The sequence below is a fragment of the Stenotrophomonas sp. Steno-C15 genome (assembly GCF_056393265.1).
Map to the genome: position 1 here is coordinate 1 of NZ_JBWJPF010000044.1, position 11,530 is coordinate 11,530.

Consider the following 11,530-nt stretch of genomic DNA (forward strand, 5'->3'; position numbering starts at 1 on the left):
CCGGGCCACGCCCGGCGAGCGCAGCGGCGCATCCCGATCAGTATCCCGCCGCAGTGAACGCGTCGAGCACCGCATCGCGCAGCGCATCAGGCAGCGCCTCGATGTCCATCGCGCGATCATCCAGGTGCAGCCGTGGGTCCAGGCTGCTGATGCGGTCCTGGGCCAGCGCCTGCAGCCACAGCAGCACGCAGATCACGAACTCACGCTCGTGCCCCGGGTGCAGGTGGCGGGCACCGCGTTCGATCACCTCGAACGGGTACCACTCCTGCTCATCGTTGAGGATGCCGCCCTGCTGCATGAGCACCTGCAGCTCCTGCAGATGGCGCCGGGCATCATCGCCGGGATCGCACAATGTGGCGATCCAGGACAACTCCTCCGCGCTGGCAGACAGCGCCAGCGACCGGACCGGCAACGCGGTTGCAACCTGAGCCAGACCTTCCATGTGGGGCCTCTATCGGCATGTTCCGCTGCGGACTCCCCCGCACCCAGAGCTTCCGCGCGACCCCGTAAGGCCGACGTGAATGATCGGCGCGCCCCCCTTGTCTGCGGCTCCGGCCAGCGCCATATCGACTGGGCTGCCCGCTCCTCGGGCCCGTAACTGGAGATCTGCCGTGACCGCTGCCAACCCCCTGCTCGATTTCTCCGGCCTGCCGCGCTTCGAGGCGATCCGCCCCGAGCACGTGGCGCCGGCGCTGGACGTGCTGCTGGCCGAGGCCGAGGCCGCCGTCAACGCAGCCGAGCAGGTGCAGCCGGTCCGCTGGGACACCTTCGTGGTCCCGCTGGACGATGCCACCGAGCGGCTGTGGCGCGCCTGGGGCCTGGTCGGCCACCTGCAGGGCGTGGTCAACACGCCGGAACTGCGCGAGGCCTACAACAGCAACCTGCCGCGGGTGACCCGCTTCGCCAGTGCGCTGGGCCAGAACCTGGCGCTGTACCGCCAGTACCAGGCATTGGCCACCGGCCCGGAGGCGGGGTCGTTCGATGAGGCCCGGCGCAAGGTGCTGGACAATACGCTGCGCGACTTCCGCCTGGGGGGCGCGGAGCTGGCGCCGGACGCCCAGCAGCGGTTCGCCGCGATCAAGGAAGAACTGTCGGCGCTGTCCGCGAAGTTCTCGCAGAATGTGCTGGACGCCACCGATGCGTGGTCGTTGATCGTGGAAGACGAAGCACGCCTGGCCGGCGTGCCGGACGACGTGAAGGCTGCCGCGCGTGCGGCAGCGGCGAACGATGGCAGGGACGGTTGGAAGTTGACGCTGCAGATGCCGTGTTATCTGCCGGTACAGACCTGGGCCGAAGATCGTGACCTGCGCGAGATCCTGTACCGGGCCAGCGCGCAGCGCGCTTCCGAATTCGGCGATGACGCGTTGGACAACAGCGGCAACATCGACCGCATCCTGGCCCTGCGGGCCGAACTGGCCGCACTGCTCGGCTTTGATTCCTACGCCGACTACTCGGTGGCCACCAAGATGGCGCAGGACCCGGCCGAAGTGCTGGGCTTCCTGCGTGACCTGGCGTCGCGCGCCAAGCCGTTCGCGGCCAGGGACCGTGCCGAACTGGAGCAGTTCGCGCGTGACCACCTGGGCATCGACAGCCTGCAGGCCTGGGACCTGGCGTTCGCGGCCGACCGCCTGAAGCAGGCGCGCTACAGCTATTCCGAGCAGGAGGTGAAACAGTACTTCACCGAGCCGAAGGTGCTGGGTGGATTGTTCTCGGTGATCGAGCAGCTGTATGGACTGCGCGTGCAGGAGGACAGCGCGCCGGTCTGGCACGAGGACGTACGCTTCTTCCGCCTGGTCGATGCGCAGGACGCGCTGGTAGGCCAGTTCTATCTGGATCTGTACGCCCGTGAGGGCAAGCGCGGCGGTGCGTGGATGGACGATTGCCGCAACCGGCGCGAGCGTGCCGATGGCAGCGTGCAGACGCCGCTGGTGTACCTGGTGTGCAACTTCGGTCGCGGCGCCAACGGCAGGCCTGCTACGTTCAGCCACAATGAAGTGACCACGCTGTTCCATGAAATGGGCCATGGCCTGCACCAGCTGCTGACCCGGATTGGTGAGCTGGGCGTGGCCGGCATCAATGGCGTGGAATGGGATGCGGTGGAGCTCCCCAGCCAGTTCATGGAGAACTTCTGCTGGGAATGGGACCACCTGCAGCGCATGACTGCGCACGTGGAGACGGGTGAACCGCTGCCACGTGCGCTGTATGAGCGCATGCTGGCCGCGCGCAATTTCCACAGCGGCATGGCGACTGTCCGCCAGCTGGAGTTCGGTCTGTTCGACATGCTGCTGCACAGCCAGTTCGAGCCCACGCAGGACAGTGTGCTGGCACTGCTGGAGCGCGTGCGCGGCGAAGTGGCGGTGAATCATCCGCCAGCCTGGAACCGCTTCCCGCATCAGTTCAGCCACATCTTCGCCGGTGGCTATGCGGCCGGCTACTACAGTTACAAATGGGCCGAGGTGCTCAGTGCCGATGCCTATGCGGCGTTCGAGGAAGCACCGCAGGCGTTGGCCGCGACCGGTGCACGTTTCCGCGACGAGATCCTCTCGCGCGGGGGCAGCCGTCCAGCGGCCGAGAACTTCAAGGCCTTCCGTGGCCGTGCGCCGCAGATCGATGCACTGCTGCGCCATTCGGGCATGGCCTGATCCCACGTCGGCTGTGAGGGGTGCCCCCCATGGCGGGCACCCCTCGACGGGCATCGGTCACTCGGCGTAGATCATCCTGCGGGTCATGCCGCCGTCGACGATGAAATCCTGGCCGGTGGTGAATCCGGACAGCGGCGACAACAGGTACACCGCCAGCGCGCCGATGTCTTCCGGGCGGCCGACGCGGCCGACCGGATGCTGTGCGTGGTCGATGGCCGAATACTCGGGCGCATGGCGCCGGGAGGGCGCCTGCCACTCGCTGGTGCCGATCCAGCCCGGACTGATGCTGTTCACCCGTACCGCCGGTCCGGCGCTGATTGCCAGCGCGTGGGTGAATGCCACCAGTCCGCCCTTGGCCGCGGCATAGGCTTCGCTATGGGCTTCGGACTGCCGGGCGCGGGTCGAGGCGATGTTGATGATGGCGCCGGCGCCACCGGATGACAGTGCCGGCAGGGCATGCCGGCTGCACAGGAAAGCGCCATGCAGCGATGACAGGCGGCGCTGCCATTCGTCCCACGCCATGTCCTGCAGCGGCGTACCGTGCGCACCGGCGATGCCGGCATTGTTGACCAGGCCATCGATGCCGCCAAACCGCTGCACCGCCGTGGCGATGAACGCGCGCACGCTGGCTTCGTCGGTGATGTCCAGGGGCTGGAACGCCGCATCGTCATCGCGCTGCCATTCGGCCAGGCAGGCGTGGCCGGCTTCCGTATCCAGATCACCGATCAGCACGCGGCCGCCGGCACCGAGCACGGCCTGGGCGATGCCGCGGCCGATGCCATTGGCGCCACCGGTGACCAGCACCACCTTGCCCGCCAGCGGCGCGGCAGGCCAGGCAGCGATCGGCGGAGCCGCGCTCATGACAGGTCTTCGCCACGCAGGCGGCTATGCCAGCCGTCCACGCCGATGCGGTCCAGCGTCTGGATGTTGCGCTCGACGATCACGTCCGGATCGGGGAAGGCGTCCACCGCGCGTGCCACGCTGTCCTCGCGCAGCAGGTGCAGCGTGGGATAGGGCGCGCGGTTGGTGTAATTGCTGGCGTCGTTGGCGGCCACGCCTTCGAACTGGTAGTCCGGATGGAAGCTGGCCACCTGCAGGATGCCCTGCAGATCGAGCGCCTCGATCGCCGCGTCGGCGTTGTCGAGGAAGTCGTTGTAGTCCAGGAAATCCGTCAGCACCTGCGGGTGCACGATCAGGGTGGTGTCGATCTGCTCGGCCGGCGTGTCCCGCAGCAGCACCAGTTCCTCGGCCAGCTGTTCGACCAGTGCTTCGGGGGTGGTGGCATCACTGAGCACGAAGCGGACCTGGTCCTTCACATATACGGCCTTGGCGAACGGACACAGGTTCAGGCCGATGACGATGCGCTCCAGCCACAGGCGGGTGGCGGCGATCGGGTCGTCGGTGGGCAGGGCGATATCGGTCATGGCGGGCACATCGGCGGGCGAGGTCGCCATTGTAGGGAGTGTGCCGCCGCTGCGCTGTTCACTGTGCAGGAACTGGACAGTCGCCATGCTGCAAATCCCCGCCGATTCAAGCCTTTGCAGGCCACCGGCAGATGGCCGATTGCCTGCTGCGGGCGGTAGGCGTGGAATGGACGCACGACACAGGAGGACACCCATGACTGCATCTTCTCCGTGGCTGCCGGACGCCCTTTGGGCCGGCGCCCTCTTCGATGGCCGGTGGCAGGCGGCCGCGCAACGGCAGCCGGTGATCGAGCCGGCCACCGGTAACACGCTCGGCCAGATCGGCTTGGCCGACCCGGCGCAGGTGGCGCGCTCGGCGGCGGCCGCTGCGCAGGCGCAGCAGGCGTGGGCGGCGGCTCCGTACGAACAGCGCGCTGAAGTGCTGCGCAAAGCGGCACGCCTGGCCGAAGAACACATCGACACCCTGGTCGAATGGCTGGTACGCGAAAGCGGCTCCACCCGCCTGAAGGCAGGTTTTGAGGCCAAGGTGACCATCAAGGCACTGCACGAGGCTGCGGCGCTGCCGTCGCGCAGCACCGGCGAGATTCTGCCTTCCGAGCCGGGCCGGCTGAATCTGGCGCGGCGCCGACCGCTGGGTGTGGTGGGGGTCATCTCGCCTTTCAACTTCCCGCTGTATCTGGCCATGCGCGCGGTGGCGCCGGCCATCGCGCTGGGCAACGCGGTGGTACTCAAACCTGACCCGCGCACAGCGGTGTGCGGCGGGGCGGTGATCGCACGCCTGTTCGAGCAGGCCGGCCTGCCGGCAGGCGTTCTGCACATGCTGCCCGGTGATGGCGCGGCCGGCGCTGCGCTGACCAGCGATCCGCACGTGGCGATGATCCAGTTCACCGGCTCCACCGCCGCCGGGCGCAAGGTCGGAGAGGCGGCGGGCAAGCATCTGAAGAAGGTCTCGTTGGAGCTGGGCGGCAAGAACTCGTTGATCATCCTCGATGATGCCGACCTCGACCTGGCGGTGGCCAACACCGCGTGGGGGGTCTACCTGCATCAGGGCCAGATCTGCATGGCGACCGGCCGCGTGCTGGTGCAGCGGAAGATCCACTCCGCTTTCCTGCAGAAGCTGGTGGCCAAGGCCAATTCATTGAAGGTGGGCGATCCGGCGCGCGAAGACGTGGCGATCGGTCCGCTGATCAATGCCGGCCAGCGCGACCACGCCACGCGCGTGGTCGAGCAGGCAGTGCAGGCCGGTGCCTCGCTGGAGGCCGGAGGTACCCATCGCGATCTGTTCTTCGCGCCGACCGTGCTTGGCAACGTCTCTGCTGACAATCCGGCGTTCAACGAAGAAATCTTCGCGCCGGTGGCGGTGGTGGTGCCGTTCGACGATGACGACGATGCCGTGCGCCTGGCCAACGACAGCGAGTACGGCCTGTCGATGGCCATCGTTTCCAGCAATGTCGGCCGCGCACTGAAGCTCGGTGAGCGCCTGCGTACCGGGCTGCTGCACATAAACGATCAGACCGTGAACGACGAGGTGATCAATCCCTTTGGCGGCGTCGGAGCATCCGGCAATGGCACCAGTATCGGCGGCCCCGCCAACTGGGAGGAGTTCACGCAGTGGCAGTGGTTGACCGTCAAGGGCGAGGCGCCCGCTTATCCGATCTGATCGAAGGAGCCATCACGATGAACGACAATACGGCAACACGCGAGATCACCGCCGCAGTGGTCCGCGGCAAGGAACAACCCTTCGTCATCGAGCAGGCCCGGCTGCGCGGCCCGCAGGAGGATGAGGTCCTGGTGAAGGTGGTAGCCACCGGCCTGTGCCACACCGACCTGATCGTGCGCGATCAGTACTACCCGGTGCCGTTGCCCGCGGTGCTGGGTCACGAAGGCGCCGGCGTCGTGGAGGCGGTCGGCCCCAACGTAAAGGAACTGAAAGCAGGGGATCACGTGGTGCTGACCTATGGCGCCTGCGGCCACTGCAATCCGTGCCGGGGCGGTCATGGCGCCTACTGCAGGGATTTCTTCGCGCTGAACTTTGGTGGCGATGATGGCCACGGCCATACCGCCATCACCGATGCGCAGGGTCAGCCGTTGCACGACCATTTCTTCGCGCAGTCTTCGTTTGCCACCTATGCGCTGGCGCGCGAGATCAATGCGATCAAAGTGCCCGACGATGCGCCTCTGGAACTGCTGGGCCCGCTGGGCTGCGGCATCCAGACCGGTGCCGGCGCGGTACTCAATTCGCTGAAGGTACGCTCGGGCAGCAGTTTTGCCAGCTACGGTGCCGGCGCAGTCGGTCTGAGTGCGGTGATGGCGGCCAAGGTGGCCGGTGCCACGACCATCATCGCCATCGATGTGGTGCCGTCGCGGCTGGCACTCGCGCTGGAGCTGGGCGCCACCCACGTGGTCAACAGCCGCGAGACCGATGTGGTCGAGGCCGTGCGCGCCATCACCGGCGGTGGCGCTGATTTCGCGCTGGAATCGACCGGTCGCCCGGAGGTGCTCTCTGCGGGTATCGAGGCCTTGGGGGGCTTGGGCATGATGGGCGTGGTCGGTGCACCAAAGCTGGGCACGACCGCCAGTTTCGACGTGAACAACCTGCTGCTGGGTGGCCGCAGCATCCGTGGCATCGTGGAAGGCGACAGTGTGCCGCAGGTGTTCATTCCGCAGCTGGTCACGCTGTTCCAGCAGGGCCGCTTCCCGTTCGACAGGCTGGTGAAGTTCTATCCGCTGGAGCAGATCAACCAGGCGGCCGAGGACAGCACCCGGGGCATCACCCTGAAGCCGATCCTGCGCATCGCGGCGTGATCTGAGGGCAGGGCTGCAGGGCTTCGCCCTGCACCTGCCGGATGGGCGGCAACCGCAGGCCAATACCTCATCGGAGCGTAACGTGGCGTTGCCGCTGGCGGGTGTACGCTGCGCCCATGATCGCAACTTCCGTCGGGCAACAGCAGCTGGTAGCGGTACGCGCGGCCTTTGCCGAGGGCGATGCGCGCTCATTGAACGTGTTGCCGCAGCCGTTGCAGCAGTCGTGGATGCGCTCGCGCGCGGCTGGCCTGCAGCCCGGGCAGGAACCGGTCTACCTGCCGCTGCAGAGCGATGGTCGGCATCTGCCCCAGCGCGACGACCGTCGCCTGGCGCGCTGCGTGCAACCGGAGCTGGAACAGCTGTGGGCCGCTTTCGGCGGACGCGGCTGGACGATGTTCTGCGCCAACCGCGAGGGCATGGTGATCGCGCAGCAGGCGCATGGCCTGGAAGACTCGCCCCTGCTGCGGCCGATCCAAGTCGGGCGGCGGCTGGGCGAAAGCGAGATCGGCACCACCGCGCCGGCGGTCAGCCTGGCCGACGACCTGCCTGCGCTGGTACGCGGCAATGAACATTACCTGCAGCGTTTCGCTCCGGTGTTCTGCCTCAGTGAACCCCTGCACGATCTCGACGGGCGGGTATGCGGAGTGATCGATATCACCGGGCTGGGTGAGCGCGATCCTTCGCTGCTGCAGGGCTATTTCCGGCAGGCCGCACTGGCCAGCGAGAATCGCCTGTTCTACACGCTTGCCGATGTGCACCTGCTGGCGCTGCAGCATGATCCGCGCTGGCTGGCGTCGCCCTTGCAGGGGCTGCTGGCGGTGCAGGAGGATGGCCAGCTGCGCGCCGCCAACCGTGTGGCCCGGCGTTTGTTGGGCCTGCCGCGGCGCGGGCCACTGCCGTTGCTGGATCTTGCAGCGGTGTTTGCCGGCGCCAGTGCCGCACAGCGGCGGCGCCTGCTGCAGCCGGGGGCGCCGCATCGGGTCCGGTTGGGCGAGGGCAGTGCGGTCTACCTGCAGCATCTGCAGGCGCCGCGCAAGGTCGCTGGCAACAGCGTGCGACGGTCTTCACCGGCGACGATGGCGGCGCCGGCGCTGCGCGATCAGCAGCGTGAAGCGGCGCGCCGGGCGGCGCAGGCGGCGGACGGCAATCTCAGTCTGGCCGCACGCCAGCTGGGCATCTCGCGCACCACGCTGTACAAGCTGCTGCGTGATTGATCGAGCGCGGTGCCGGGCCACGCCCGGCGGAGCAGTCAGTCGCGGAAATTGTTGAACTGCAGCGGCAGCTCGAACTTGCCGGCCTTCAGTACTGCGATCGCGTCCTGCAGATCGTCGCGCTTCTTGCCCTGCACGCGCAGCTTGTCGCCATTGATCTGGCTTTCCACCTTCAGCTTGGCGTCCTTCAGTGCGGCGGCGATCTTCTTGGCCACCTTCTGCTCGATGCCCTGCTTGACGGTGATCTTCTGCCGCGCCTGCGCCAGATTGGTCTCGATGTCGCCGAACTCCAGGCTCAGCACGTCGATGCCGCGCGCTGCCAGACGCGCACGCAGGATGTCGTTCATCTGCTTGAGCTGGAACTCGGTCGGCGCGAACTGGTTGATGACATCGCCATCACGCTCGAACTTGGCGTCCACGCCCTTGAAATCGAAGCGGGTGCTCAGTTCGCGGTTGGCCTGGTCGATGGCGTTGGTCAGCTCGTGGGTGTCGACTTCGGAGACGACGTCGAAGGAAGGCATGGGCGATGCTCCACAGAATTCAGTGCGGACATTCTATCGCGCCGGCCAGCCTGCCCGCTTTCCGTGGCGCTGGGCATCGCTGCAACGGCATCCCGCCGCCGGCTCGGCGATAATGGGCCATGAACGTGCAACGCTCCCCCTCGCGCGCGGTGGCCTGGATGGTCGCCGCGGTCGCCTGCTTCTCCCTGATGGACGCCGGCATGAAGCAGCTGGCGGCCAGCTATCCCACCCTGCAGGTGACCTTCCTGCGCGGCGCGGCGTCGTTGCCGTTCGTGCTGGTCTGGGTGCTGGTCAGCGCGGGCCCGCGTTCGCTGGTGCCACGTCGCTGGGGCCTGCATCTGCTGCGTGGCGCGCTGGGCATGGCGATGATCGGCTGCTTCGTGTTCGCGTTGCGCGATCTGCCACTGTCCACCGCCTACACCATCTACTTCGTCGCGCCGCTGCTGATCGCGGCCCTGTCGGTGCCGCTGCTGGGCGAACGGGTCGGACCGCGTCGCTGGGTGGCCATCGGCATCGGCCTGGTCGGCGTGCTGGTGGTGCTGCGGCCCGGCGTGGATGGGTTCATCTCGGTGCCGGGCCTGATGGTGCTGGCCGCGGCCACCGCCTACGCCGTTGCCGCGATCACGGTCAGCCTGCTGACCCGTACCGACACCTCGCAGTCGATGGTGGTCTGGTTCCTGGTCATCATGGCGATCGGCGCGGGCCTGCTGGCGATTCCCGGCTGGAGGCCGCTGCTGCTGGCGCACGCGCCGCTGATCGCGGGCATGGGGCTGGCCGGTGCGCTGGGTCAGATCGCCCTGACCAAGGCCTTCCAGCTGGGCGAGGCATCCATGATCGCGCCCCTGGAGTACAGCGGCCTGGTCTGGGTGATCGGATGGGATCTGGCTTTCTGGGGGCAGTTGCCGGATGGCTACACCTGGGTGGGGGCGGCGATCATCGTGGCGTCGGGCCTGTACCTGCTGCACCGCGAGCGGGTGAACCGCCAGCAGCCGCCGAAGCCGCTGGATCATCCCTGAACCGGTTTGGCAGGGGAGCGGGGTCAGAGCCCCTGCGGGGATCCGACCCCGGGGTCAGATCCCACAGGGGCTCTGACCCCGGAACCCGGCCGGAGTAGGTGTCTTAGAACCAAAAGGAATAACATTCTGGCCCATGGCGCAGGCGCGCGACCGCCGGCGCTGGTAGGCTGCACGCCCCCTTATGTCGCCTGCCGGTGAGCCGCTCCCGTGATCGAGTTCCAGCGCCTGCACAAATCCTATGCCGTTGCCGGCCGCGCGGTCAGCGCGCTGCAACCGCTGGACCTGACCATCGAGGCCGGCGAGGTCTTCGGCATCATCGGTCATTCCGGTGCCGGCAAATCGACGCTGATCCGCATGATCAACCGCCTGGAAGAGCCTTCCGGTGGCCGATTGCTGATCGGCGGCGAGGACATCACCGCGCTGGATGCCGACGGCCTGCGCTCGCTGCGCCGGCGAATCGGCATGATCTTCCAGCACTTCAACCTGCTGTCCTCGCGCACGGTGGCGGGCAACGTCGCCTTCCCGCTGGAGCTGGCCGGTACACCGAAGGCGGAGATCGACAGCCGGGTGGCCGAACTGCTGCAGACCGTCGGCCTGCAGGCACACGCACAGAAGTACCCGGCCCAGCTGTCCGGAGGCCAGAAGCAGCGCGTGGGCATAGCCCGTGCCTTGGCCACCCGCCCGCAGATCCTGCTGTGCGACGAGGCCACCAGTGCTCTCGACCCGCAGACCACCGCGTCGGTGCTGGCGCTGCTGTCGAAGATCAACCGCGAGCTGGGCCTGACCATCGTGCTGATCACCCACGAGATGGATGTGATCCGCCGCGTCTGCGACCGGGTGGCGGTGCTCGATGCCGGCCAGCTGGTGGAGACCGGTCCGGTCACCCAGGTGTTCCTGCATCCGCAGCATCCCACCACCCGCCGTTTCGTCAGCGAATCGGAGCATGTGGACGAAGGAACGCTGCACCGTGATTTCGACGCCGTGAGTGGGCGCATCGTGCGCTTGACCTTCCTCGGTGGCGATACCTACGAACCCCTGCTGGGCAGCATCGCGCGCCAGACCGGGGTCGATTACAACATCCTGTCCGGGCGTATCGACCGGATCAAGGACACACCGTATGGCCAACTGGTCGTGGCCCTGGTCGGTGGCGATCACGCCGCCGCGCAGGCCGCGTTCGTGGCCGCTGGCGTGCATGTCGAGGAACTGCGTCGATGATCATTGCTGCTGCGGACGGATTCTTCCGCCACCTGGACGCCGGCAAGTGGGCCGATATCGGCCAGGCCACCATCGACACCCTGCTGATGCTGGCCGGTTCGCTGCCCTTGACCCTGGCCATCGGGCTGCCGCTGGGCGTGCTGCTGTACCTGTTCGGTGCGCCGCAGATGAAGCGTCGTCCGTTCGCCTATGGCGTGCTGGCGCTGGTGGTCAACCTGCTGCGCTCGGTGCCCTTCATCATCCTGATGATCGTGCTGATTCCGGTGACGCTGTTCATGATGGGGACGTCGCTGGGTGTTCGCGGTGCGATCGTGCCCCTGGTGATCGGCGCCGCACCGTTCTATGCGCGGCTTGTGGAAACCGCGCTGCGCGAAGTGGACCGTGGGGTGATCGAGGCGACCCAGGCGATGGGCGCAACCACCTGGCAGCTGGTCACCCGTGTGCTGCTGCCGGAAGCGCGGCCGGGCCTGATCGCAGGTGCCACGGTCACGACCGTTGCGCTGATCGGCTTCACCGCCATGGGCGGTGCGATCGGCTCGGGCGGCCTGGGCGATCTGGCGTTCCGTGATGGCTACCAGCGTTCGCACACCGACGTCGCCCTGGTGACCGTGGTGCTGCTGCTGGTGCTGGTGCAGCTGCTGCAGATGCTCGGCGACCGGCTGGTCGCACATTACACCCGCAGGTAACCGGCACGTC

The 11,530-nt window shown here is 67.5% G+C and carries 11 protein-coding genes; 7 read left to right on the forward strand and 4 right to left on the reverse strand.

Features of this window, described 5'->3' with window-relative positions; translation table 11 throughout:
- Positions 1 to 37: 37 nt before the first annotated feature.
- Entirely contained in the window at positions 38 to 442 is a 405-nt protein-coding gene (locus AC06FB_RS18620) for a hypothetical protein (RefSeq protein ID WP_197572356.1), read from the reverse strand.
- A 169-nt stretch (positions 443 to 611) separates the two neighbouring features.
- On the opposite strand from AC06FB_RS18620, the gene AC06FB_RS18625 reads away from it, so the two are divergent.
- Positions 612 to 2,642, forward strand: coding sequence for a M3 family metallopeptidase (locus AC06FB_RS18625; protein ID WP_197572355.1), 2,031 nt, complete (start codon positions 612 to 614; stop codon positions 2,640 to 2,642).
- Between the two features lie 57 nt (positions 2,643 to 2,699).
- Here AC06FB_RS18625 and AC06FB_RS18630 read toward each other — a convergent pair whose 3' ends face one another.
- Positions 2,700 to 3,503 carry an SDR family oxidoreductase gene (locus AC06FB_RS18630; RefSeq protein ID WP_053519823.1) on the reverse strand — a complete coding sequence of 268 codons (804 nt, stop codon included), beginning with the start codon at positions 3,501 to 3,503 and terminating at the stop codon, positions 2,700 to 2,702.
- Complete coding sequence (locus tag AC06FB_RS18635) at positions 3,500 to 4,066, reverse strand: DUF1415 domain-containing protein (RefSeq protein WP_180876851.1); 567 nt, start codon at positions 4,064 to 4,066, stop codon at positions 3,500 to 3,502. Before AC06FB_RS18635 ends, AC06FB_RS18630 begins: the two co-directional genes overlap by 4 nt.
- Before the next feature lie 193 nt (positions 4,067 to 4,259).
- On the opposite strand from AC06FB_RS18635, the gene AC06FB_RS18640 reads away from it, so the two are divergent.
- From AC06FB_RS18640 to AC06FB_RS18650, 3 genes are all read left to right on the forward strand, one after another.
- Positions 4,260 to 5,726, forward strand: a complete 1,467-nt coding sequence (locus tag AC06FB_RS18640) for an aldehyde dehydrogenase family protein (RefSeq protein WP_197572354.1) — start codon at positions 4,260 to 4,262, stop codon at positions 5,724 to 5,726.
- A 17-nt stretch (positions 5,727 to 5,743) separates the two neighbouring features.
- A complete protein-coding gene (locus AC06FB_RS18645; protein ID WP_053519821.1) occupies positions 5,744 to 6,871 on the forward strand; it encodes an NAD(P)-dependent alcohol dehydrogenase in 1,128 nt (375 codons plus the stop codon).
- A 116-nt stretch (positions 6,872 to 6,987) separates the two neighbouring features.
- Positions 6,988 to 8,085 (forward strand): helix-turn-helix domain-containing protein, encoded by a 1,098-nt coding sequence (locus AC06FB_RS18650; protein WP_197572352.1) that lies wholly within the window; start codon positions 6,988 to 6,990, stop codon positions 8,083 to 8,085.
- Positions 8,086 to 8,120: 35 nt separating this feature from the next.
- On the opposite strand, the gene AC06FB_RS18655 is transcribed toward AC06FB_RS18650, so the two are convergent.
- Complete coding sequence (locus AC06FB_RS18655; RefSeq protein ID WP_053519819.1) at positions 8,121 to 8,603, reverse strand: YajQ family cyclic di-GMP-binding protein; 483 nt, start codon at positions 8,601 to 8,603, stop codon at positions 8,121 to 8,123.
- Positions 8,604 to 8,722: 119 nt separating this feature from the next.
- Between AC06FB_RS18655 and AC06FB_RS18660 the strand changes: the two genes are divergently transcribed.
- The 3 genes from AC06FB_RS18660 to AC06FB_RS18670 all read left to right on the forward strand — a co-directional run bounded on the left by AC06FB_RS18660 (position 8,723) and on the right by AC06FB_RS18670 (position 11,520).
- Positions 8,723 to 9,619 carry a DMT family transporter gene (locus AC06FB_RS18660; RefSeq protein ID WP_065175182.1) on the forward strand — a complete coding sequence of 299 codons (897 nt, stop codon included), beginning with the start codon at positions 8,723 to 8,725 and terminating at the stop codon, positions 9,617 to 9,619.
- A gap of 207 nt (positions 9,620 to 9,826) precedes the next feature.
- Positions 9,827 to 10,834, forward strand: coding sequence for a methionine ABC transporter ATP-binding protein (locus AC06FB_RS18665; protein WP_065181774.1), 1,008 nt, complete (start codon positions 9,827 to 9,829; stop codon positions 10,832 to 10,834).
- Complete coding sequence (locus AC06FB_RS18670; RefSeq protein ID WP_053519816.1) at positions 10,831 to 11,520, forward strand: methionine ABC transporter permease; 690 nt, start codon at positions 10,831 to 10,833, stop codon at positions 11,518 to 11,520. The genes AC06FB_RS18665 and AC06FB_RS18670 overlap by 4 nt, the downstream gene beginning before the upstream one ends.
- Positions 11,521 to 11,530 lie beyond the last annotated feature (10 nt).

Bases quoted from the DNA above. Each gene is read 5' to 3' on its own strand.
- AC06FB_RS18620 (WP_197572356.1), bottom strand. From the start codon at position 442: ATGGAAGGTCTGGCTCAGGTTGCAACCGCGTTGCCGGTCCGGTCGCTG.
- AC06FB_RS18630 (WP_053519823.1), bottom strand. From the start codon at position 3,503: ATGAGCGCGGCTCCGCCGATCGCTGCCTGGCCTGCCGCGCCGCTGGCG.
- AC06FB_RS18635 (WP_180876851.1), bottom strand. From the start codon at position 4,066: ATGACCGATATCGCCCTGCCCACCGACGACCCGATCGCCGCCACCCGC.
- AC06FB_RS18640 (WP_197572354.1), top strand. From the start codon at position 4,260: ATGACTGCATCTTCTCCGTGGCTGCCGGACGCCCTTTGGGCCGGCGCC.
- AC06FB_RS18645 (WP_053519821.1), top strand. From the start codon at position 5,744: ATGAACGACAATACGGCAACACGCGAGATCACCGCCGCAGTGGTCCGC.
- AC06FB_RS18650 (WP_197572352.1), top strand. From the start codon at position 6,988: ATGATCGCAACTTCCGTCGGGCAACAGCAGCTGGTAGCGGTACGCGCG.
- AC06FB_RS18655 (WP_053519819.1), bottom strand. From the start codon at position 8,603: ATGCCTTCCTTCGACGTCGTCTCCGAAGTCGACACCCACGAGCTGACC.
- AC06FB_RS18660 (WP_065175182.1), top strand. From the start codon at position 8,723: ATGAACGTGCAACGCTCCCCCTCGCGCGCGGTGGCCTGGATGGTCGCC.
- AC06FB_RS18670 (WP_053519816.1), top strand. From the start codon at position 10,831: ATGATCATTGCTGCTGCGGACGGATTCTTCCGCCACCTGGACGCCGGC.